Below are 21498 nucleotides of genomic sequence, written 5' to 3'. Positions count from 1 at the left end.
TGCGCGTCGGTGCTTGAGTGCTCAACGGTGCTCCTCAAGTTGCGGACGGACATGGGTGGGGGTGGTCCGTGAAGATGCGCGCGCCCCGCGAGCGTAGGAAGGTCTGGACCAATCGTCAAGAGGTCCAGACCAACGTCGCCGATGTCCGCCTAGACGCCCAACTCCTGTGCCAGGACGGCTGCTTGGACCCTGCTCCGCAGGGCGAGCTTGCCGAGCACCTTGCTGACGTGGGTCTTCACCGTCGCCTCCGCCATGTCGAGACGTACCGCGATCTCCGCGTTCGACAGACCCTCGCCGAGCGTCGACAGCACCTGCCGCTCCCGGGGCGTCAGGGCATCGAGCACGGAGGGGTCCGTGCCCGCCGTCGCCGGCGCCGGACGGCCCGTCGCCGCGAACTCCGCGATCAGCCGCCGGGTCACCGCGGGGGCGATCAGCCCCTCGCCGCGCGCCACCGTCCGGACCGCCTCGATCAGCTCCCGCGCCTCCGCGTTCTTCAGCAGGAAGCCGGACGCCCCCGCCCGCAGCGCCCCGAAGACGTACGCGTCGAGGTCGAAGGTGGTCAGGACCAGCACATCGGCGAGGCCCTCCGACACGACGATCCCGGTCGCCGTCACCCCGTCCATCCGGGGCATCTGCACATCCATCAGGACCAGGTCCGGGCGCAGTTCGCGGGCGAGCTCCACCGCCCGCTCGCCGTCCGCCGCCTCGCCGACCACCTCGATGTCCGGTGCGCTGCCCAGGATGAGCACCAGGCCCGCCCGTACCGCGGACTGGTCCTCGGCGACCACCACCCGCACTGTCATGCCCGCTCCTCGTCCTTCGCGTCCATGGGCAGTTCCGCCCGGACGCGCCACTGTTTCCGTCCCTCGCGGTCCGTCACCGGACCCGCCTCGAACGCGCCGCCGAGCAGGTCCACCCGCTCCCGCATCCCCACCAGACCGGCACCCGAACCGGGTGCCGTGGGACCGGGGCGTTCCCCGGACGGACTCGTCACCTCGACGGTAAGGGCTCCCTTCTCGCGGGCGAGCACCACCCGGACCTCGCCCGGCGCCGCGTGCTTGAGCGCGTTCGTCAGGGACTCCTGCACGATCCGGTACGCGGCCAGCTCCACCGGAGCCGGCAGGCCCGCCGTCGACTCCCGGCTGTCCTCCAGGACGAGGTCGAGCCCGCTCGGCCGGGCGTTGGCCCGGGCCTGCTCGACCAGGGCGTCGAGTCCGGCGAGGGTGGGCGCGGCGGCCGGCTCCGCGTCGCCGCTGCTGTCCCGGAGGAGGCCGATGAGCCGCCGCATCTCCGAGAGGCCGGCCACGCTGTTCTCCCGGATCACGGTCAGCGCCTGCCGGGTGGTGGCCGGCTCGTCGATCGACATCGCCGCGGTGGAGTGGATCGCGATCGCCGAGAGGTGGTTCGCGACCATGTCGTGCAGCTCGCGGGCCATCCGGGCCCGCTCGGCGACGACGGCCTGCGTCCGGTCCATCTCGGCGAGCAGGGCGGTCTGTTCGGCGCGCAGCCGGGCGGCGTCCGCGGCCTCCCGGTGGTTCCGTACGACGGCGCCGGTCATCGCGGGCATGAAGGAGATCATGCCCGTGAGCACCCCGACGACCAGGGCGATCGCGTTCTGCCACCAGACGAGGAAGCCGACGGTCACCGCGACCGTGATCAGTCCGGTGGTGTACGGGACCCGGCGGGCGGAGGCGGGCTTCCCGTACACGACGGCCGCGTAGACCACGTCCGTGAACATCAGGACCGTGACCAGGTTCCCGTTGGTGAACTGGTCGGCGACGATCGCGAGCGTGCCGACGACCAGCGCCGTCTGCGGCATCGTCCGGCGCAGCGCCTCCGCCGAGGCCATCACCGCGAGCGGGATCAGCGGCGCCCAGTCCTGGTCGAAGATCCGTCCGCCGGTCGTGTAGAGATCGAAGGACCACAGGAGCAGGCCGGAGGTGAGCCCCAGGAAGCCCATGAGCAGGTCGAATCGGTGCGGGCGGGGGAGTGTCACGTACTCATCCAACACGCCCGTACCCGCTCCGACCTCCTCGTCCGGGCCGATCCGTCCCTCCGTCGAAGGATGTAGGCGTACTTCGTCACCGATGACGACGAACGCGGCCGGATGCCACGGGACGCTGAAGGGGAACCGAAAGGGGAACCGTCGTGATCGTCACGCTGATCGTCGTCTGCGAGGTGGGCTTCTGGGTCCTGCTGGCCGCCGGCCTCGCCGCCCGCTACCTCCTGAAGATGCCCCGGACGGGTATCGCGCTGCTGCTCTGCGAGCCGCTCCTGGAGGTGCTCCTCCTCGTCGTCACCGCGATCGACCTCAAGAACGGCGCCGACCCCAGCTGGAAGCACGGCCTCGCCGCCCTCTACATCGGCTACACCGTCGGCCACGGCCACCGCACCGTGAAGTGGCTCGACGGCCACGCCGCCCACCGCTTCGGCGGCGCGACCCGGCCCCCGAAGCCTCCGCGGTACGGCATGGCCCGCGCCCGCCACGAGGGCAAGGTCTGGCTGGGCTCGGTGACGGCGGCGGCCGTCGCCTCGGGGCTGCTGCTCCTGGCCGCGCTGTACGTCGGCGACGACGGGAACACGGACAGCCTCTACGGCTGGATCTTCGTCGCCTGGCGGGCGGCGGGCATCCACGGCCTGATCGCGCTCAGCTACGCGATCTGGCCGAAGAAGGCCCCGGAGGGAGAGGCCCCGGCATCCGCCCGGGAGTCAGCGGCCTCCGCCCGGGAGTCAGCGGTCCCCGCCCGGGACCCAGAGCACGTCCCCGACCTCCTTGTTCGCGGCACGCGCAAGGATGAACAGCAGGTCTGAGAGGCGGTTGAGGTACGTGGCGGTCAGGGCGTTCATCGTCTCGCCGTGGACCTCCAGGGCCGCCCAGGTGGAGCGCTCCGCCCGCCGGACCACCGTGCACGCCTGGTGCAGCAGCGCTGCCCCGGGCGTGCCGCCCGGCAGGATGAAGGAGCGCAGCTTGTCGAGCTGCTCCAGGAAGAGGTCGCAGTCGGCCTCCAGCTTGTCGACGTACGACTGCTCGACCCGCAGCGGCGGGTATTTCGGGTCCTCGACCACCGGGGTGCAGAGGTCCGCGCCCACGTCGAAGAGGTCGTTCTGCACCCGGACGAGGACCTTGACGAGCTCCTCGTCGAGCTGCCCGAGGGCGATCGCCGTACCGATGGCGGCGTTGGCCTCGTTGGCGTCGGCGTAGGCCGAGATCCGCAGATCCGTCTTGGCGGTCCTGCTCATGTCGCCGAGCGCCGTGGTGCCCTGGTCGCCGGTACGGGTGTAGATGCGCGTCAGATTGACCATGGGACCAGCCTAGTTAGGCGATGGCCTTCTGGAACGTCCGTGTGCCGACCGTCACGGCGAGCGCCGCGACCGCGAGGGCGACGAGCACCCCGTACAGCAGCGTCGGTGTCGTGTAGTGCCCGATGTACGCCTCTCGGACCGCGTCCACCAGATGGCGGAACGGCATCAGACGCGAGAGCACGTCGAGCCAGCCGGGGGCGAGGGTCATCGGCAGCATCAGGCCCGACAGCAGCATCGCCGGCATCGCGAGCGTGTTGATCGCGGGTCCGAATTCCTGTGGGGTGCGCAGCTTCAGGGCGAGGGCGTACGAGAGTGAGGCAAGCGCCACCGAGAGCAGCGCGACGAAGCCGAAGCCGATCAGGATGCCGCCGAGCGGTGCCCTGAGGCCCATCGGCAGGGCGACCAGGACGAGCAACACCGCCTGGAAGACGAAGAGCGCGGCGTCCCGCAGGACCCGGCCGAGCAGCAGGGCGAGCCGGCTCACCGGGGTGACCCGCATCCGGTCGAACACGCCCCAGTTCTTCTCCATGATGATCGAGAAGCCGGCGAACGAGGCGCCGAAGAGCCCCAGTTGGAGCAGGAGCCCGGGGACGAGGATCTGCCAGGAGTCGCCCTCGCGGCCGAGCGGCAGCCCGGTGAGCAGCGGCCCGAAGAGCAGCAGGTAGAGCAGCGGCATCAGGGCGCCGAAGAAGATCTGGAACGGGGAACGCAGGGTCTGGCGGGCGTAGCGCCCGAAGAGGAGCACGGTGTCGTGGAGAAGCATCGGATGTCCTGAGGACGTGAGGGGACCGGGAGGTCCTAGACGGCTACGGGGGTCGTGTCGACGGGGGCCGGACCGCGTCCGGTGACGGCGAGGAAGGCGTCCTGGAGGGTGGCGGCGCCGTGGGTGGCCTTGAGGCCGGCGGGGGTGTCCTCGGCGACGACCGTGCCCTTGTCGACGACGACCAGCCGGTCGGCGAGGGTGTCGGCCTCGTCCAGGTAGTGGGTGGTGAGGACGACGGTGGTGCCGTGCTCGTCGCGCAGCCGCCGCACCAGCGCCCACAGGTCGGCGCGGCTGCCGGGGTCGAGGCCGGTCGTCGGCTCGTCGAGGAAGAGGATCTCCGGCCGGTGGGTGAGTCCCATGGCGAGGTCGAGCCGGCGGCGCTGACCGCCGGAGAGCGCCGGGGTCCCGCGGTCGAGGAGTTCGGTGAGTCCGAGGTCGGCCGCGAGTTCCTCGGCGCGGGCCGTCGCGCGGGCCCGGTTCATGCCGTAGAGCCTGCCCTGGGTGACGAGCTCGGAGCGGACGGTCTCCTGCGGGTCGAGGCCGCCGGACTGGGCGACGTACCCGATGCGGCGGCGGACGGCGGCGGGGTCCCGTACGAGGTCGTGGCCGGCGACGGTGGCGGCGCCGCCGGTGGGCGGGAGCAGCGTGGTGAGCATGCGGAGGGTCGTGGTCTTCCCCGCGCCGTTGGGGCCGAGGAGGGCGAGGATCTCGCCGGGCCGGACGGTGAGGTCGATTCCGCGGACGGCCTCCACGGGGCCGCTCCTGGTCGTGAAGGTCCGGGCGAGCCCGGCCGTGCTGATGATGGGCATGGCGACCACGAAAACAGAGTCACTGAAATTTTGCAACGTCTCCAAAATTCTAGTGCAAGCAAAGTTGGGGAGGTGGTAAAAGTTCAGGGAGCCTAGGATGAGGGGCATGGCCGAGGGACTCAGGGAACGCAAGAAGCGCGAGACGAAGCAGCGGATCTCGGACATCGCGACCGGGCTCTTCCTGGAGCACGGCTTCGTCCATGTGACCGTCGCGGACGTCGCCGAGGCGGCGGACGTCTCCGTCAACACGGTCTACAACTACTTCCCGGCCAAAGAGGACCTCTTCCTCGACCGGATGGACGGCGTCACCCAGCGCCTCGCCCGCGCGATCCGCGGCCGCGACCGGGGGGAGTCCGCAGCGCGGGCCGTCCTGCGCGAACTCCGCCAGGACATCGGGGCCGTGTCACCCGCGTACGGACTCATGGACGGTTTCGACGCCTTCATGAACGTCATCGAGCACGCCCCCACCCTCAAGGCCCGGCTCTTCCACGTCCAGCAGCAGGTCCACGACGCCGTCGTCACCACCCTCCGCGAGGAGACCGGCGCCGCCGCCGAGGACCCGCTGCCGCTGCTCGTCGGCGGACAGCTCGCCTGGATCGAGAACACCGTCGTCGGCTACATCACCCGCGCGATGACCACCGGGGGCAGGGCGACCACCGTCTCCCGCGAGGCGCTCGTGCTCCTCGACGAGATCGAGGAGCTACTGAGCGAGAAGGTGCTGAACTACGCGGTACGGGAGGGCTGACGGGCCCGGGGCCTACGGCGTGGATGCGGGGCGGCGGCCGGCCACCGCGGCCAGCGCGTGGGCCGCGCGGATCGCGTCCTCCTCCGTCGTGAAGCGGCCGAACGAGATCCGGACGCTGCCCCGGATCCGCTCCGGCGCGAGACCGATCGCCCGCAGCACGTGCGAGGGCTCCTGGGCCGAGCTGTTGCACGCCGAACCCGTCGAGACCGCGAGATCCGCGACCTCCAGGAGCAGCTGCTGCGCGTCCACGTCCGGGAAGGACAGATTGACGGCATGCGGCAGGAAACCGGGCCCCGTACCGCTGTTGAGCTCGTACGGGACGAGCTCCGCGAGCTCGGACAGGAACCGCGCCCGCAGCCCCGCGAGCCGTACCGCCTCCGCCTCCCGGCCCGCCGCGAGGACCCCGACGGCCGCGCCCAGGCCGATGACCGCCGCCGTGTTGAGGGTGCCCGCGCGCAGCCCGCGCTCCTGACCGCCGCCGTGCAGCAGCGGCACCAGCGGCGCCCGGTCCGAGAGCCGGTTGGCGACATACAGCACGCCGACACCCTTCGGGCCGTAGATCTTGTGCCCGGAGAACGTCAGCAGATCGACGCCGAGCGCCCGTACGTCCACCGGCAGCGAGCCCACGCCCTGGGTCGCGTCGCAGTGCAGGGGGACCCCCGCCGCCCGGGTCAGCGCGCCGATCTCGGCGACCGGCTGGACGGTGGCGACCTCGTTGTTGGCGAGCATCACCGAGACGAGCGCGGTGTCCGGCCGCAGCGCCGCCGCCACCCGCCCCGGATCGACCCGGCCCTCCTCGTCGACCGGCAGCACCGTCACGTCGTGCCCCGCCTCCCGCAGCGAACGGCAGGTGTCGAGCACGGACTTGTGCTCCACCGCCGTCGTCACCACATGGCGCGCCGCGCCGGGCCGTACGACCCCCTTGATCGCGAGGTTGTTGCCCTCCGTCGCGCCGGAGGTGAAGCAGATCTCGCTGCGCCCCGCCCCGATGAACCGGGCGATCGCCCCGCGCGCCCGCTCGACCTCGCGGAAGGCGCGGATGCCGGCGGCGTGCGGGCTGGACGGGTTGGCGTAGCAGTGGGTGGCGGCGAAGGTCATCGCCTCGGCGACCGCCGGGTCCATCGGGGTGGTCGCCTGGTGGTCGAGATAGATCGTGACCATGCCGGTTTCTCCCTCTTCCGTTCGGACGGGTGGACGGGTGGACGGATGTGAAGGATCGTCAGAAGTCGTACGCCGTATAGGTCAGGGCCAGCGGATCGGCACAGGACGGGTCGGCGAAGACGAGGACGATCTCCTCCTCGGGAGTGCCCTGCGTCCGGAGGTAGATCTCGGCGCCCTTGGTCACCTTGTCCCGGTCGGCGAGCGAGTTGATGTCGACGACATGGCGGTGCGCGCAGTCGGGGAAGGTCCGCCGCAGCCGGGTGAAGTAGCGGGCGAAGTACTCGGCAACGATCAGCGGGCAGCGGGGTACGACATGGCCGTCCGCGACGACCCCGGCGAGCACCTTCTCGTACTGGCGGGAGCGGAAGACGATCTCGTCGCCCTCGCGGGTGAACAGCGGCTCGGTGGCGGGGTCGCGCAGCCACCGTTTCATCGAACGGGCCGCGCGATTGCGCAGGTTCCGCTCGCGGGTGACGGTGAAGGAGATCCCGGCCCCGGCGGCCGAGGCGGTGAGCGGGGAGAGGTCGATCTCGGCGGGGCCGGCGGCCGGCAGCGTACAGACGTCGGTGGAACAGGACATGCCGAGGTCGTTGACGATGACGTCGTAGAGCACCTTGTTGCCGCGGTGCAGCCGGCGCGCGGCCGCGCCGGTCTCCTGCGCGAGGGCGAAGGAGTTGAGCGAGAAGGTGCCGATGCCGGCGGCGGTGTCGAAGTAGCCGCCCGCGACGAGGACCGCCGAGCGGGAGGTCGTGGAGACGGTCTCCAGGAGGGGCGCGACGCGGTCCGTGGCCTGGGGGCTCCAGGGGTGGGTGGTGGTGCTGGTCATTGGTGCACTCCGTTCTTCCGGGAGGGGGATCGATCGGACGGTGCGGGGGAGGAGCCGGGCGGGGTGTCCGGGGCCACGTCCGGGGCCGTGTCCGGCGGCGTGCTCGGGGCGGCGCGAGGCGACGTGCCGGACGGCTCGGCCTCCTTGTCCGGGGTGCCCGCGGCCAGGCCCGTGCCGACCGCCGCGCCCACCACGCAGAGCACGGCCGCCCACTGGACCCACGTCAGGTGTTCGCCGAGCAGCGCGAGGCCCACCAGGGCCGCGATCACCGGCTCCACCGTCGAGAGGACGGCGAAGACCCGCGGCGGCATCCGCCGCAGCGCGGCGAATTCCAGCGAGAACGGCACCACCGTCGTGAGCACGGCCACCGCGAGCGCGGCCCCCAGCACCCCCGGTTCGAGCAGGACGTCCACGGAGGGCAGGCCGAGGGCCGGGGCGGTGGGCAGGGCGAGCACGGCCGCCACCGTGAGGCCGAGGGCGAGGCCCGAGCCGCCGGGGACGGCCCTGCCGACCCGGGCGCCGAGCAGGATGTATCCGGTGAGAGCCGCCCCGGTGAGCAGGCTCGCGGCCAGCCCGACCGGGTCGTCCATGCCCTTCGTACCGCCGAGGACGAGCAGGCCGATGCCGGCGAGCGCCACCCGGGCCCGGTCGAGGGCGCGCCGCGAGGTGACGGCGGCGAGCAGCAGCGGTCCGCTGAACTCCAGCGTCACCACCACGCCGAGCGGGAGCCGCGAGGTCGCCTCGTAGAAGGAGAACTGCATCACGGCGAACACGGCCCCGTACGGCAGCAGCAGTCGACCGTGGGTGCGGAGCAGCCGGGGTGCGGGCCGGGTGAACAGACAGAGCAGGGTGGCGGCGATGAGCAGCCTCAACAGGGTGGCGCCGGCCGGGCCGGTCTCCTCGAAGAGCCGCTTCGCGAAGGCGGAGCCGAACTGGAGGCTGACCATGCCGGTCAGCAGGAGCAGGGGCGCGGGGGCGGTCCCCAGGGCGTACGGACGCATGACGGCGGCTCCTCCCCGTGCGGCGGCAGTCGGACAAGTGCGCTCGACCATATACCCCCCGAGGGTATGTAGCGACCGTGGAGGTGCCCGAACGGGGTGCTGCGAGTGTGACGTCCGTCAAAGAGGGCGTGACGCGCATTACTTCACGGTCACATGGCGCCTCCCGACCGCTAATCTCCGCCGGAGAGCCAGAAGTGAACAGGCGTTAAGGGGTGGAACATCGTGGCCAGGAAGCTCGCCGTCATCGGGGCCGGACTCATGGGATCCGGCATCGCACAGGTCTCGGCGCAGGCGGGCTGGGACGTCGTCCTGCGTGACGTCACCGACGCCGCCCTCACCCGGGGCACCGACGGCATCAAGGCGTCGTACGACCGGTTCGTCGCGAAGGGCAAGCTGGACGCCGCCGACGCCGAGGCCGCGCTCGGCCGCATCACCGCCACCACCGAGCTCGAGGCCGTCGCCGACGCCGATGTCGTCGTCGAGGCAGTCTTCGAGAACCTCGACGTCAAGCACGAGATCTTCCGCTCGCTCGACAAGATCGCCAAGGACGGCGCCGTCCTCGCCTCCAACACCTCCGCGATCCCGATCACCAAGATCGCCGCGGTGACCGAGCGCCCCGAGTCCGTCGTCGGCGTCCACTTCTTCTCGCCGGTCCCGATGATGCAGCTCGTCGAGCTCGTCCGCGGCTACAAGACCAGCGACGAGACCCTCGCCACCGCCCGGGAGTTCGCCGAGTCCGTCGGCAAGACCTGCATCGTCGTCAACCGCGACGTCGCCGGCTTCGTCACCACCCGCCTCATCTCGGCCCTCGTCGTCGAGGCGGCCAAGCTCCACGAGTCCGGCGTCGCCACCGCCGAGGACATCGACATCGCCTGCAGGCTCGGCTTCGGCCACGCCATGGGCCCGCTCGCCACCGCCGACCTCACCGGCATCGACATCCTGGTGAACGCGGCCAACAACATCTACACCGAGTCCCAGGACGAGAAGTTCGCGGTACCCGAAGTGATGCGCCGGATGGTGGACGCGGGTGACATCGGCCGCAAGAGCGGGCAGGGCTTCTACAAGTACTGAGCCGTACCCGCCACCCCGCCTCACCCCGTGGGGTGAATTTCGGTATCGGTTCGCTGACAAGGCGCAACGTATCTGCCGGTGCGGCAGTCAGTTGTTGCGAAGACGGAGCACTCTCGGGGAGCGCATATGCACATCAGGGGCGACCATGTCGAGCTGGTCGTCGGGGGCCGCCTCGACGTCCGCAGCGCGGCGGACGCCCGTACGGTCCTGCACTCGGCCGTCGACGACGGCGTCGGCGACCTGGTGCTCGACCTGACCGGCCTCGACTCCTGGGACGCGACCGGACTCGGCGTCATCATGGGCGCCCACCGACGCGCGGGCCGCTGCGGCCGACGTCTCGTCCTGCGCGGGGTGCCGCCCCAGATGCAGCGGCTGCTCGTCGCCACCAAGCTGCACCGCATCCTCGCCATCGAGGGCGGCCTCGCCCTGGAGTCCCTGCCCCGGGTGTGACCACCCGGAGCGGGGGCGCCCCGGGCGGGCCCCGACCGCGAGCGGGCGCGCCCCGGGCGCGAGCAGGCGCGACCGGGCGGGGCAACCCGCGGTGGCGCGGGTGTGAAGCAGCTGTGTGAACCAGGCGTCACGCTCAATCCTCACAAGACCGTGACGACTGGGTCTCCTGGGGACCCCACCTGTTCCCGAGCGTCTGACCACGGTCTAGGGTTCGGTCGCCTGCACATTGACGGACCCACCCGGCGGGCACCGGACACCGCTTCTTGGGGGCTTGGACCATGGACCCGATCAACCGGGGGCCGGAGGAGTACGGACACGACGGCGAGGGCGACGAAGCCCGCCAGGGTCGCGGCACCCCCGCCCCGGCCCCCGCACCCGCGCGTGCCCGCGTCGTCCGGCTCGTCTCCGGCGACCTGCTCGTCACCGTCAACCCGGTCGACGGCAGCGAGATCGAACCCTGCCCGCCCGGACAGGAGCCCGCGGCCCCCCGCCCCCGCACCGCCGAGGAGCGGGCCGAGGCCGCCCGCACGGCCGCCCCGCCCATACCGCCGGGCCCGGCCGCGCCCACGCTGCCCCTCCTCGAACGCGAGCAGGAGCGCGAGCGCCTCGTCGGCATCCTCGGCCGCGGCCGCTCCGCCCGCCTGAGCGGCCCCGCCGGATCCGGCCGCACCGCCCTCCTCGACGCCGTCGCCGCCGACTGCGCCGACCTCGCGCCCGACGGAGTGGTCCGGCTCTCCGGCCACCACCGCACCCCGGCCGAACTCCTCCACGAGCTGTTCGCCGCCGTCCGGTACTCCCCGGACCACCGCCCCGGCACCGCCGTGCTCCACGACCGGCTCCGCGAGATCGGCGCCGTCGTGGTCGTCGACGACCTGGAGTTCGGTGGCGCCGCCCTCGACGAGTTCCTCGCCGCCGCCCCCGAATGCGCCTTCCTGCTCGCCGCCGGACCCGACACCCCCGCGCCCTCGGCCGACGCGCAGGTCGAGGACGTCCACCTCGCCGGCCTCGGCCGCGGCGCCGCGCTCAAGCTCCTGGAGAGCGCCGTCGGCCGCACCCTCACCGACGACGAGGCGAACTGGGCCGGGGACCTGTGGTTCGAGTCCGAGGGCCTGCCGCTCCGCTTCGTCCAGGCCGGCGCCCTGCTCCGGCAGCGCGACCGGCTCCGCGTCACCCCCGCCGAGTTCGACGCCTTCGGCGCCCTCGAAGAGGCCTTCGGGCCGGCCGACCCCGAAGCGGCCGCGGCGGCCGCCGCCGCGGCCTTCGACGGACTCGACGACCCCGACGTCGAACTGCGCGAGATACCCCTGCCCAGCCTCGGCGAGGGCGCCGCCCCCGCCGCCCTGCTCGCCTCCCGTCTCAGCCGCTCCGCCCAGACCACGCTGCGCTTCGCCGTGGCCCTCGGCGGCGAGGTCCCGCACCAGGCCCATCTGCCGGCCCTCGTCGGCGACACCCACGCCGACGCCGCCCTCGGCGAACTGCGGGCCTGCGGCCTGCTCTCCCCGGTCGGACCCCGCTACCGGCTCGCCGCCGGGGTCCTCACCCAGCTCCTCGCCCAGGGGTACGAGACGGAGGGCGCCGACCGCGCCCACACCGTCGCCCAGCACTACGCCTGGTGGGCCGCGCACCCCTCCGTCACCCCCGAGCGGGCCGCCGCCGAGTCCGACGCCCTGCTCGCCGCCCTCTCCGTCCTCGTCGCCGGCACCCGGGGCAACCCCGAGGCCGAGCACCGCGCCACCGAACACCGCGCCACCGCCGTCCTGCTCGCCCGCGCCGCCGCCCCGGCCTTCGCCGCCGGACTGCACTGGGGCGCCTGGGAGCGGGTCCTGCGCGCCGGACAGGAGGCCGCCCGGCTCACCGGCGAGGTCGCCGAGGAGGCCTACTTCCACCACGAGCTCGGTGTCCTCGCCCTGTGCGCCGGAAACCTGGAGCGGGCCCGCGCCGAGCTGGAGGCCTCCATCGGCATGCGCGGGGTGCTCGCCGACAAGCGCGGCACCGTCGCGGGACGCCGGGCGCTCGCCCTGGTCGCCGACCTCTCCGGGGAGCACACCGCCCCGGCCGCCACCCGCGCCGAGGAGCCCGTCTCACCGCCCCGGGGCATTCCCTCCCTGCGCGGCCCCGGGCGTAGACCGGCCCCCGAGCCCTCCCCGACGCCGCCGGGCGGCGCCGTGAGCCAGGCCCCGCTGTCCGGGGGCCCCGGGCGGGCCCCGGCGCAGTCCTCGATGCCGGCGTTCCCCGACTTCGCCGACGAGGGCCCGACGCTCATCACCCGCCCCGACACCGCCAAGGGCGCCGGCCGCCCCAGCCTCAGGGGCGGCATCATCAGCGGCGCACGCCGCAACCTCGCCGCGGTCGGCGCGGGCGCGCTCCTCGTCGCCGTCCTCGGCACCGTCGTGACCCTCGGCGCCACCTCCGGCAACGGCGAGGACCCGGCCACCAACCGCGTCACCTCCGACAGCACGGCCACCGACGACACCACCGACGACGGCATCGACGGCGAGGAGCAGCCGGCCGAGGGCGAGGCGGAGCCCGGCGAGACCGGCGAGGCCACCCGCTCCGACTCCCCGAGCCCCTCCGTCTCCGGGAGCACCTCCCCGTCGGGCACGTCCGACCCGTCGGACCCGTCGAGCTCGGGAACCCCGGGCACCACCGGCACGCCGTCGACCTCGGACAGCCCGACGACCACCACGCCGCCCACGACGACGAAGCAGCCGACGGACCCGACCTCGCGGCCTCCGCGGCCCACGACGACGTCGCCGAAGCCGTCGACCACGACCCCGCCGGTGACGCCGCCTACCACCACCACCCCGCCGGCGACGCCGCCGACCACCACCCCGCCCACGACGACCACGCCCGCGACGACCCCGCCGGCGGAGGAGGGCAGCCCCAGCAACTCCGCGTCCTCGTCCCTCGGCGGCTCGCCCGCCCCCGGCGACACCACCGCCTCGCAGACGCCCGCCTGACGGACGTCACGGAGCCGAAGAGGGCGTACGAAGACGGGGACGGCCCCGGGCGCGTTCACCGCACCCGGGGCCGTCCCCGTACCGCCATCGCCGTCCGTCAGAACAGCCGCAGCTTGTCGTCCTCGATGCCCCGCATCGCGTCGTAGTCCAGGACCACGCAGCCGATCCCGCGGTCCGTCGCCAGGACCCGGGCCTGCGGCTTGATCTCCTGGGCGGCGAAGACGCCCCGCACCGGCGCGAGGTGCGGATCGCGGTTGAGCAGCTCCAGGTAGCGGGTCAGCTGCTCGACGCCGTCGATCTCGCCGCGCCGCTTGATCTCGACCGCGACCGTCGCGCCGTCCGAGTCCCGGCAGAGGATGTCCACCGGGCCGATCGCGGTCGGGTACTCGCGGCGGATCAGGGTGTAGCCCTCGCCCAGGGTCTCGATGCGGTCGGCGAGCAGTTCCTGGAGGTGCGCCTCGACGCCGTCCTTGATGAGACCCGGGTCCACACCGAGTTCGTGCGAGGAGTCGTGGAGGACTTCCTCCATCGTGATGATCAGTTTCTCGCCCGCTTTGTTGATCACGGTCCAGATGCCCGCCTCACCGTCGGCACCCTCCTTGAGCGTGCAGGGCGGGGACATCCAGTTGAGCGGTTTGTACGCCCTGTCGTCCGCGTGGATGGAGACGCTGCCGTCTGCCTTGACGAGGATCAGACGGGGCGCGGAGGGCAGGTGGGCCGTGAGCCGGCCCGCGTAGTCCACGGAGCAACGGGCAATGACGAGACGCATGGTCGCCAACGCTACAAGACGGGCGCTCTTCCGCGCGATTCGGGCATCACCCGGACCCCCTCCGGGCATGATCCTGAGCCGAACACCCGTCGGTTATCAGCCGGTTCTGTTCCCCATCTCCTGGTGCGTGCAGGACTGCGCGCTTACCGTGGAAGCTGGAGGTCGTCGTCCGCGCACGCTGCGTGTTCGGCCGACCGGTCCTCGCCCTGCCCGCAAGACCCCGTCCGCGGGGTCGCGAGAGGAGAACCCATGTCGCTCGACGTCTCACCGGCACTGTTGGAACAGGCCGAGCGAGGCGAGGTCGACGAAGCCGACTTCGTCGACTGCGTCCGGACCTCCCTGCCCTACGCATGGGAGATGATCAGTTCTCTGGTGGCTCAGCTGAAGGTCGACGGCGGAGAGTTCGCCGACAACCAGACGCCGCCGCCGAATGAGCAGGCACGTGGTCAGCTGCTGCGCGCGCTCGCGAGCGATGCCATTCGTGGTGCGCTGCAGCGGCATTTCGGGGTGCGTCTCGCCTTCCAGAACTGCCACCGGGTGGCGGTGTTCCCGCTGGACCCGTCGGTGGACGAGCGGCTCGCCCGCTTCACGTCCGTACGGGGGCAGCTGCTGAACCAGTCGCCGGAACTGCGCGACTGCTGAGACATGGTGCTGCCGCTCCACATCGCGGGAGACGCGATCGATGCGTGTCGACGCGCATCGCCGCGCGGAGATGCCGGAGCGGCAGCACGCCCCCGCCCTTTCTTCCCGCTGTCCGTACGGACGGTCCCGCCCCCGTCCGTACGGACAGAGCCCCCGTCCGTACGGATCGCGCCGCCGCCCGTACGGATCGCACTTCCGTCCGTACGGTCAGACGAGCAGCGGCAGGACGTCGGCGCCGAGCCGTCGCACGTTCTCCTCGGTCGACGCCAGGTCGCCCGTGCCCTCGGCGAGCAGGGCGAAGCGGGTGATGCCCGTGCGCTCCGCCGTCGCCGCCAGCCGGTCCGCCGCGCGCCGGGGCGTGCCCACCGGGTGCAGCCCGCACAGCAGCTCCGTGTACGCCACGGGGTCCCGCATCGCCCGGTGCCGGCCGTCGACCGTCACATGCGCGTCGAGGCCCTGCTTCAGCCAGCCCGGCATCGCCTTCACCAGCGCCTCGGCCGCGTCCGCGCCCCGGTCCGCGAGCTGGGCCACGCCCGCCGAGACGTGCTGGGCTCCGATCCGCGCGATCTCGTCCGGGTCCCGCCCGGCCTCCCGCGCGCAGCGCGCCCAGGCCGTGACCATCTCGGCCTTCTCCTCGTCCCCGCAGTGCATCCCGAGCAGCATCGGCAGCCCGCGCTCGGCGGCCAGCCGTACGCTCCTCGGCGACGTGCAGGCCACCACGACCTCGGGGGCCGGGTCGCCGCCGATCAGCTCGTCGGCGCGGGGCACCACCGGTACCTCGCGGAAGGCGAATCGTTCTCCCTCGGCGCCCACACGGGGCTCGGAGAGCCACCGCAGCAGCAGGTCCAGCGATTCGGGGAAGCCCTTCTCGTACGCGCCGAGGCCCGCGCCGAACACCTCCAGGTCGACCCAGGGGCCGCCCCGGCCCACCCCCAGGGTGAACCTGCCCCCCGAGGTGAGGTGCAGCAGCGCCGCCTGCTCGCCCAGGGCGACCGGGTGGACGTTCGGCAGCACACTCACCGCCGTGCCCACCCGCAGCCGTCGTGTGCGGCCCAGGAGCAGCGCGGCCAGTGTCACGGCCGAGGGGCAGACCCCGTACGGCACGAAGTGGTGCTCGGCCAGCCAGACCGAGTCGAGGCCCGCCTCCTCGGCCACCTCCGCGGTCCGCACCGCCCGGTGCAGGGCCTCACCCTGTCCCTGGCCCGGGAACTGAGCCGCCAGAACGAACGTACCCACGCGCATCGCCTTGTGCCTCCTCTGCGGCCGACGCGTAACTCCCCTCGCACTGGCACCAACGTCTGACACGTGCCAAAGGCAACGGCCGTTCATGAAGTTCTTGCGATTTTCGGCTAAGCCGTCGCGGACGGGGCCCGGGGCACCACATCGCGGCCCGTAGGCTTGAGAGAACGGTCCGTGTTCCCAGACCCCGTGAGGTGTGCCCGTGTCCCCGCGCCACAACCGTTCCCGAGGCGGCGAGAAGCCCGAGCAGCCGCAGGGTGACCACGGCGACCGGTACGGCGGCGTGCAGCGCACCGAGACCTGGCAGGGCGAGGAGTGGTACGTCCGCCTCGTCGCCGGGGCGAGCGCGCCCGGCAAGCGCTACCGCTGCCCCGGTTGCGACCAGGAGATCCCCGGCGGCGCCCCGCACGTGGTCGCCTGGCCGGAGTACGGGGGAGTGGACGACCGGCGGCACTGGCACAAGGCCTGCTGGAACGCGAAGGACCGCCGCACCAGCAGGGTGCAGCGGTCCCGGAACGCGCCGAAGTACTGAGCCGGAAGCCAGGCAGGAGCCGGGCCGGAAGCCAGGCGGGAAGCCAGGCAGGGGGCCGGGCCGGAAGCCGGGCCGAGGGGGCCGGGGGCCGGCCTACACGTCCCGGCTGTTCAGCAGGGCGTACGCGCCGGCCAGCGCGATCCCGGCGACCCCGGTCATGATCAGCAGCGGCTCCCACCCCGACGGGCCCTTGTCCCCGAACGGCGGCTGCGCCGCGTACAGCGAGATCATCTGCGAGGGGATCGCGTACGTCAGGAGCCACTCCTGCACGGACCTCAGCGCCTCGGAGAACATGAACAGCGCCGCCACCAGCGGCAGCAGCAGCAGACCGATCATCACCGTGATCGCACCGGCCGAGTGCCGGATCAGCGTGCCGAGCGCCAGGGACAGCAGTCCCAGCATGGCCAGGTAGCCGCCCGCGCCGACCGTCGCCCGCAGCCACTCGCTCGTCGTCGGCGTGTCCGCCGCGTCCACGAGGGCGACCTGCACCGCGCCCACGAGCGCGGCGACCACGGTGGTCACCGTGAAGACGAGCAGGAAGAAGACGATCGCCTTCGCCGTCAGCACCCGGGCGCGGCTCGGGCAGGCCGTCAGCGTCGTACGGATCATGCCGGTGCCGTACTCGGAGGCGATCGTCAGCACCCCGAGCGTGATCACACAGATCGAGGCCGGCAGCATCCCGAAGAAGCCGAAGCCGAGCGCCGACTCGTCACCCAGGCCCTGCTCGCCGGCGTTGGCGGCGATCGCCGCCACCCCCAGGCCGATGGCCAGCATCAGCAGGACCATGACTCCGAGCGTCCACAGCGTCGAACGCACCGAGCGGATCTTCGTCCACTCGGAGGTGAGCGCGTCACCGAGGTGCGCCCTGCGGACCGGGATGGGGGAGACGTAGGAGTGCGGCGCCGGAGCGTGGTGCTGGGCGGGGGCGGTCATCGGGCGTCCTTGGTGGTGTCGCTCGGCTGGGGGGCGGCCGGCCGCTGGGCGGCCGGAGGGGCGTACGGACCCGGCGCGGGCTGCTGGCCGGGAGCCCCGGCGTACGGGTTCTGTCCGGGCGGCGGCGGGGCGTACCAGCCCTGCTGCGGCACGTCCTGCACCACCGGCTGCGGCGGCATGCCGTACCCCTGGTGGCCGGGCTGCAGCGGCGGCTGGAGGTGCGCGAGCCGGTCGTCGGTGGAGCGGTAGTCCACGGCGCCCTGCGTCAGGCGCATGTACGCCTCCTCCAGGGACGCCTGGTGCGGGGACAGCTCCCAGAGCCGTACGTCCGCGTCGTGCGCGAGGTCGCTGATCCGCGGCAGCGGCAGGCCCGTCACCCGCAGCGCGCCGTCCGGCTCCGACATCACCTGGCCGCCGGCCTCCATCAGGGCCGCCGTCAGCTTCTCCCGCTGCCCCGGCTCCGTGTGCGGCGTCCGCACCCGGGCGAAGTCGGCGGAGTTCGCCGAGATGAAGTCCTTGACGCTCATGTCCGCGAGCAGCTGCCCGCGGCCGATCACGATCAGATGATCGGCGGTGAGGGCCATCTCGCTCATGAGGTGGCTGGAGACGAAGACCGTCCGCCCCTCGGCGGCCAGCTTCTTCATCAGGTTGCGGACCCAGAGGATGCCCTCCGGGTCCAGGCCGTTCACCGGCTCGTCGAAGAGCAGCACCTGCGGGTCGCCCAGGAGCGCCGCCGCGATGCCGAGCCGCTGGCCCATGCCGAGCGAGAAGCCCTTGGAACGCCGCTTGGCCACGTCCTGGAGGCCGACGACCCCGAGGACCTCGTCGACGCGCTGCGCCGGGATGCCGGCGAGCTGCGCGAGCGACAGCAGATGGCTGCGCGCGCTCCGCCCGCCGTGCACGGCCTTCGCGTCGAGGAGCGCGCCGACCTGGCGGGGCGCGTTCGGCAGCTGCCGGAAGGGGTGGCCGCCGATCGTGACATGGCCCGCGGACGGCTGGTCGAGACCCAGGATCATGCGCATCGTGGTCGACTTGCCGGACCCGTTGGGCCCCAGGAACCCGGTGACGACACCGGGCCTCACCTGGAAGGAAAGGTTGTACACGGCCGTCTTGGCGCCGTAGCGCTTCGTCAGGCCGACTGCCTCGATCATTCTCCAGCCCCATCGACAGGTCGGTCGCACCATGGTCGGGGCGTGGCGGCCGTCGGCCGGAGCCCCCCGTATGAGCTAGGAGCTTATCCAGCCATTGACGGTTCCGGCGAAGCGGAGACGACCTCCGGGCAGTCTCCGGGGGAAGGTCAGGGTTCCCCCTAGGGCCTGCCTCTGGGTCAGGCCATGGGCCCGTCCGGGCTCAGGCGCGGTCAGGCCCTGGGCCCGGACGGGCTCAGGCGTGGTCAGGCCCTGGGCCCGTCCGGGCTCAGGCGTCCCGCTTCTTCATCACCAGATAACCGCCGGCCAGCGCGGCCACCACCCAGAGCACCATGATCCCGAGCCCGGCCCACGGACCGTACGGAGCCTCCTCCGTGTTCATGGCGTCCGGGACGACCTGCATGATCTTCGAGCCGGCCTGGTCGGGGAAGTAGCGGGCCACCTCCTTGGCCTTCGGCACGGCCGCCAGGATCTGCGAGACCAGGAAGAAGAACGGCATCAGGATGCCGAGCGAGAGCATCGACGAGCGCAGCATCGCCGCCACGCCCATGGAGAACAGCGCGATCAGACCCATGTAGAGCCCGCCGCCGATGACCGCCCGCAGCACGTTGTCGTCACCGATCGAGGCCCGGTGCTCGCCGAGCAGTGCCTGCCCCAGGAAGAAGGAGAGGAAGCTCGTCGCGAGACCCACGGCGAACGCGAGCCCGCCCGCCACCGTGACCTTCGCGAAGAGGAAGGTCGCCCGCTGCGGCACGGCCGCCAGCGAGGTGCGGATCATGCCCGAGGAGTACTCGGTCCCCACCACCAGGACACCGAAGACCACCATCGCCAGCTGCCCCAGGGTCATCCCGAAGAAGCTCACCAGGGTCGGGTCGAAGGTGAGCCGCTCGACCTCGCTGAGGTCGTCGAAGGTGGAGTTGAACACGGCGGACAGCGCCGCGCCGATCGCCACCGTGACGATGAGGGCGCTCGCCAGCGTCCAGACGGTCGACGACACCGTCCGGATCTTGGTCCACTCGGACTGCAGGACCGCGGTTACCGCTGCCATCGTTCAGGCTCCCTGGGAGGTCGTGCCCCACTGGGGGCCGGGCGCCGGGGCGCCACCGTGTACATCGGTGCCGTGCGCGTGGTACTCCACCGCACCTGCCGTCATCTGCATGAAGGCCTCTTCGAGGGAGGCGCGCTGGGAGCTCAGCTCGTGCAGCACGAGACCGTTCTCGGCGGCGAGTTCACCCAGCTTCTCGGTCGTCGCCCCGTCCACCTCCAGGGTGCCGTTGCCCGCCTCGACCGCGATGAACCCGTGCGTGTGCAAGAGGTCCCGGAGCCGCTCCTGCTGCGGAGAACGCAGCCGTACGTAACTCCGGGAATTCTCCTGGATGAAATCCGCCATCGACGTGTCGGCCAGCAGCTTTCCCTGTCCGATCACGATCAGATGATCGGCTGTCAGGGCCATTTCACTCATCAGATGGCTGGAAACGAAGATCGTCCGGCCTTCGGCCGCCAACGCCTTCATCAGATTGCGGATCCAGTGAATTCCCTCGGGGTCCAGACCATTGACGGGTTCGTCGAACATCAGGATCTCGGGATCGCCGAGCAGCGCCGACGCGATGCCGAGCCGCTGCCCCATACCGAGGGAGAAACCTTTCGACTTCTTCCGCGCGACCGGCGTCAGACCCACCAGGTCCAGCACCTCGCCCACCCGGCGCTCCGGGATGCGGTTCGACTGCGCGAGGCACAGCAGGTTGTTGTACGCGGAGCGGCCGCCGTTCATGGCCTTGGCGTCGAGCAGCGCCCCGATGTACTTCAGCGGCTCCTGGAGCTCGCGGTAGTGCTTGCCGTCGATCCGGACCGTCCCGCTCGTCGGGTTGTCCAGGTCCAGCATCATCCGCATCGTCGTGGACTTGCCCGCCCCGTTGGGCCCGAGGAAGCCCGTGATCACCCCAGGACGTACCTGGAAGGAGAGATGGTCGACCGCGGTCTTCGCCCCGTATCGCTTGGTCAGGCCCTCAAGCTCGATCATGCGTCCCAACCTAAGGGTGCGCAAAACCCCCCGCCACCGGAATGACAGGGGGTTCTGGGGAACGCTACGAACTCGTTACCGGCAGTGCGTCAGATCGACGGCCACTCCACGGACGGCCGTACGGGGGGCGGCCGTACGCGGGGCGGGCGGGCGTCAGCGGGACTGCTGGGCCGGGACGCCGGCCGGGCGCTCGTCGTCGATCGGGGAGCCGGCCGCCGCCACCGCGGCACCGGTCAGCGTCGCCAGCATCTCGCGGACGTTGGTCAGCTGCGCGTTGATCGAGTCCCGGCGGTTCGTCAGCGCCGCGAGCTCGCGCTCCGATTCGCTGCGGATCCGGTCGGCCTTGGCGTTCGCGTCGGCCACGATGTCCTCGGCCTGGCGCTGCGCGGTCTCCACCGTCTGACGGGCCCGGCGCTCCGCGTCCGTACGCAGCTTCTCGGCCTCCAGACGGAGCTGCTCGGCGCGGTGCTCGATCTCCGCGAGGCGCTTCTCGGCCTTGGCCTGACGCGAGGCCAGGTCGCGCTCCGACTGCTCGCGGCGCTTGGCCAGGTTGGTCTCGAAGTCCGCGGCGGCCTGGGCGGCCTTGGCGCGGGTCTCCTCGAAGAGGGCGTCCGCCTCCTCGCGCTTCGACTGCGCGTCCTTCTGCGCCTCGGCGCGCAGCGTGTTGGCCTCGCCCTGCGCCTTCTCGACGATGCGGACGCCCTCGTCCTCGGCCTTCGACTTGCGCTCGGCCGCGAAGGACTCCGCGTCGTTGCGCACCTGCTGGGCGGCCGACTCGGCCAGCTCGCGGTGCTGTTCGGCGGCGCGACGGGCCTCCTCACGCAGGTCCTTCGCCTCCTCCTCGGCAAGCCGGAGGATCTTCTCGACCCGGGCGCCGAGCCCCGCGTACGACGGCTCGGCGTCGGTGACCTGCGCCTGGGCGTTCTGCGTCTCGAGGTGGAGTTCCTCGATGCGCTTCTCCAGGGAGGTGATGCGGGACAGCGCACTGTCGCGGTCGGACACGAGCTTGGTAATGCGGTCGTCCACCTGACCGCGGTCGTAACCGCGCCGCACGAGCTCGAAGCCGAAGGGGGAGGATGTGTCGCTCATGGGTTTCCTGTCGAATGAGACCGGTGAGGTGTTAGAG

General features: G+C 72.1%; 22 protein-coding genes. 7 read left to right on the top strand and 15 right to left on the bottom strand.

Annotation, left to right across the window (positions count from 1 at the left end):
* Positions 1–149: 149 nt before the first annotated feature.
* Complete coding sequence (locus tag N5875_RS12330) at positions 150–803, bottom strand: response regulator transcription factor (protein ID WP_338493573.1); 654 nt, start codon at positions 801–803, stop codon at positions 150–152.
* Positions 800–1996, bottom strand: coding sequence for a histidine kinase (locus tag N5875_RS12325; RefSeq protein ID WP_338493572.1), 1197 nt, complete (start codon positions 1994–1996; stop codon positions 800–802). Before N5875_RS12325 ends, N5875_RS12330 begins: the two co-directional genes overlap by 4 nt.
* Before the next feature lie 152 nt (positions 1997–2148).
* On the opposite strand from N5875_RS12325, the gene N5875_RS12320 reads away from it, so the two are divergent.
* On the top strand, positions 2149–2811 hold the full coding sequence (locus tag N5875_RS12320) for a hypothetical protein (RefSeq protein ID WP_338493570.1): 663 nt from the start codon (positions 2149–2151) through the stop codon (positions 2809–2811).
* Here the strand turns inward: N5875_RS12320 and N5875_RS12315 are convergent.
* From N5875_RS12315 to N5875_RS12305, 3 genes are read right to left on the bottom strand one after another with little or no spacing between them, the layout of a single operon-like run.
* A complete protein-coding gene (locus tag N5875_RS12315; RefSeq protein WP_318207875.1) occupies positions 2731–3303 on the bottom strand; it encodes a cob(I)yrinic acid a,c-diamide adenosyltransferase in 573 nt (190 codons plus the stop codon). The two genes, N5875_RS12320 and N5875_RS12315, sit on opposite strands and share 81 nt — an antisense overlap.
* A 13-nt stretch (positions 3304–3316) precedes the next feature.
* Complete coding sequence (locus tag N5875_RS12310; protein WP_338493568.1) at positions 3317–4066, bottom strand: ABC transporter permease; 750 nt, start codon at positions 4064–4066, stop codon at positions 3317–3319.
* Between the two features lie 35 nt (positions 4067–4101).
* The gene (locus N5875_RS12305) at positions 4102–4875 is read right to left on the bottom strand and encodes an ATP-binding cassette domain-containing protein (protein WP_338493567.1); all 774 of its coding nucleotides are present in this window, start codon (positions 4873–4875) and stop codon (positions 4102–4104) included.
* Positions 4876–4981: 106 nt separating this feature from the next.
* Between N5875_RS12305 and N5875_RS12300 the strand changes: the two genes are divergently transcribed.
* The gene (locus tag N5875_RS12300; protein ID WP_266969324.1) at positions 4982–5620 is read left to right on the top strand and encodes a TetR/AcrR family transcriptional regulator; all 639 of its coding nucleotides are present in this window, start codon (positions 4982–4984) and stop codon (positions 5618–5620) included.
* A 12-nt stretch (positions 5621–5632) separates the two neighbouring features.
* Here N5875_RS12300 and N5875_RS12295 read toward each other — a convergent pair whose 3' ends face one another.
* From N5875_RS12295 to N5875_RS12285, 3 genes are read right to left on the bottom strand one after another with little or no spacing between them, the layout of a single operon-like run.
* Positions 5633–6781, bottom strand: coding sequence for a cysteine desulfurase family protein (locus tag N5875_RS12295; RefSeq protein WP_338493565.1), 1149 nt, complete (start codon positions 6779–6781; stop codon positions 5633–5635).
* Positions 6782–6839: 58 nt separating this feature from the next.
* Complete coding sequence (locus N5875_RS12290; RefSeq protein WP_318207870.1) at positions 6840–7607, bottom strand: hypothetical protein; 768 nt, start codon at positions 7605–7607, stop codon at positions 6840–6842.
* Positions 7604–8608, bottom strand: a complete 1005-nt coding sequence (locus N5875_RS12285; RefSeq protein WP_338493563.1) for an EamA family transporter — start codon at positions 8606–8608, stop codon at positions 7604–7606. Before N5875_RS12285 ends, N5875_RS12290 begins: the two co-directional genes overlap by 4 nt.
* A 222-nt stretch (positions 8609–8830) precedes the next feature.
* Between N5875_RS12285 and N5875_RS12280 the strand changes: the two genes are divergently transcribed.
* From N5875_RS12280 to N5875_RS12270, 3 genes are all read left to right on the top strand, one after another.
* Positions 8831–9679, top strand: coding sequence for a 3-hydroxyacyl-CoA dehydrogenase family protein (locus N5875_RS12280; RefSeq protein ID WP_318207868.1), 849 nt, complete (start codon positions 8831–8833; stop codon positions 9677–9679).
* A 126-nt stretch (positions 9680–9805) separates the two neighbouring features.
* Positions 9806–10129: an STAS domain-containing protein gene (locus N5875_RS12275; protein WP_015036221.1), complete on the top strand. Its 324-nt coding sequence runs from the start codon at positions 9806–9808 to the stop codon at positions 10127–10129.
* Positions 10130–10407: 278 nt separating this feature from the next.
* Positions 10408–13089, top strand: coding sequence for an ATP-binding protein (locus tag N5875_RS12270; RefSeq protein ID WP_318207867.1), 2682 nt, complete (start codon positions 10408–10410; stop codon positions 13087–13089).
* 97 nt (positions 13090–13186) lie between these two features.
* Here N5875_RS12270 and nucS read toward each other — a convergent pair whose 3' ends face one another.
* Complete coding sequence (gene nucS / locus N5875_RS12265; RefSeq protein WP_318207866.1) at positions 13187–13858, bottom strand: endonuclease NucS; 672 nt, start codon at positions 13856–13858, stop codon at positions 13187–13189.
* A gap of 249 nt (positions 13859–14107) precedes the next feature.
* Between nucS and N5875_RS12260 the strand changes: the two genes are divergently transcribed.
* Positions 14108–14500, top strand: coding sequence for an SCO5389 family protein (locus N5875_RS12260; protein ID WP_015036224.1), 393 nt, complete (start codon positions 14108–14110; stop codon positions 14498–14500).
* Between the two features lie 207 nt (positions 14501–14707).
* On the opposite strand, the gene N5875_RS12255 is transcribed toward N5875_RS12260, so the two are convergent.
* Positions 14708–15742, bottom strand: a complete 1035-nt coding sequence (locus tag N5875_RS12255; protein WP_318207865.1) for an LLM class flavin-dependent oxidoreductase — start codon at positions 15740–15742, stop codon at positions 14708–14710.
* Positions 15743–15941: 199 nt separating this feature from the next.
* Between N5875_RS12255 and N5875_RS12250 the strand changes: the two genes are divergently transcribed.
* Positions 15942–16271 (top strand): ATP/GTP-binding protein, encoded by a 330-nt coding sequence (locus N5875_RS12250; protein WP_318207864.1) that lies wholly within the window; start codon positions 15942–15944, stop codon positions 16269–16271.
* Between the two features lie 93 nt (positions 16272–16364).
* Here the strand turns inward: N5875_RS12250 and N5875_RS12245 are convergent, their stop codons facing one another.
* The 5 genes from N5875_RS12245 to N5875_RS12225 form a co-directional block, all read right to left on the bottom strand.
* Positions 16365–17204: an ABC transporter permease gene (locus N5875_RS12245; protein WP_318207863.1), complete on the bottom strand. Its 840-nt coding sequence runs from the start codon at positions 17202–17204 to the stop codon at positions 16365–16367.
* Entirely contained in the window at positions 17201–18355 is a 1155-nt protein-coding gene (locus N5875_RS12240) for an ATP-binding cassette domain-containing protein (protein WP_318207862.1), read from the bottom strand. Before N5875_RS12240 ends, N5875_RS12245 begins: the two co-directional genes overlap by 4 nt.
* A gap of 265 nt (positions 18356–18620) precedes the next feature.
* On the bottom strand, positions 18621–19400 hold the full coding sequence (locus tag N5875_RS12235; protein ID WP_318207861.1) for an ABC transporter permease: 780 nt from the start codon (positions 19398–19400) through the stop codon (positions 18621–18623).
* Positions 19401–19403: 3 nt separating this feature from the next.
* Entirely contained in the window at positions 19404–20372 is a 969-nt protein-coding gene (locus tag N5875_RS12230; RefSeq protein WP_318207860.1) for an ATP-binding cassette domain-containing protein, read from the bottom strand.
* A 153-nt stretch (positions 20373–20525) separates the two neighbouring features.
* Entirely contained in the window at positions 20526–21461 is a 936-nt protein-coding gene (locus tag N5875_RS12225; RefSeq protein ID WP_030321132.1) for a cellulose-binding protein, read from the bottom strand.
* Between the last annotated feature and the right edge of the window lie 37 nt (positions 21462–21498).

This window comes from Streptomyces sp. SJL17-4 (assembly GCF_036826855.1).
In the GTDB taxonomy this organism is placed as follows: Bacteria; Actinomycetota; Actinomycetes; order Streptomycetales; family Streptomycetaceae; genus Streptomyces.
The sequence above is the reverse complement of the archived record's forward strand: the minus strand, read 5'-3'. Positions and strand labels throughout refer to the sequence as shown.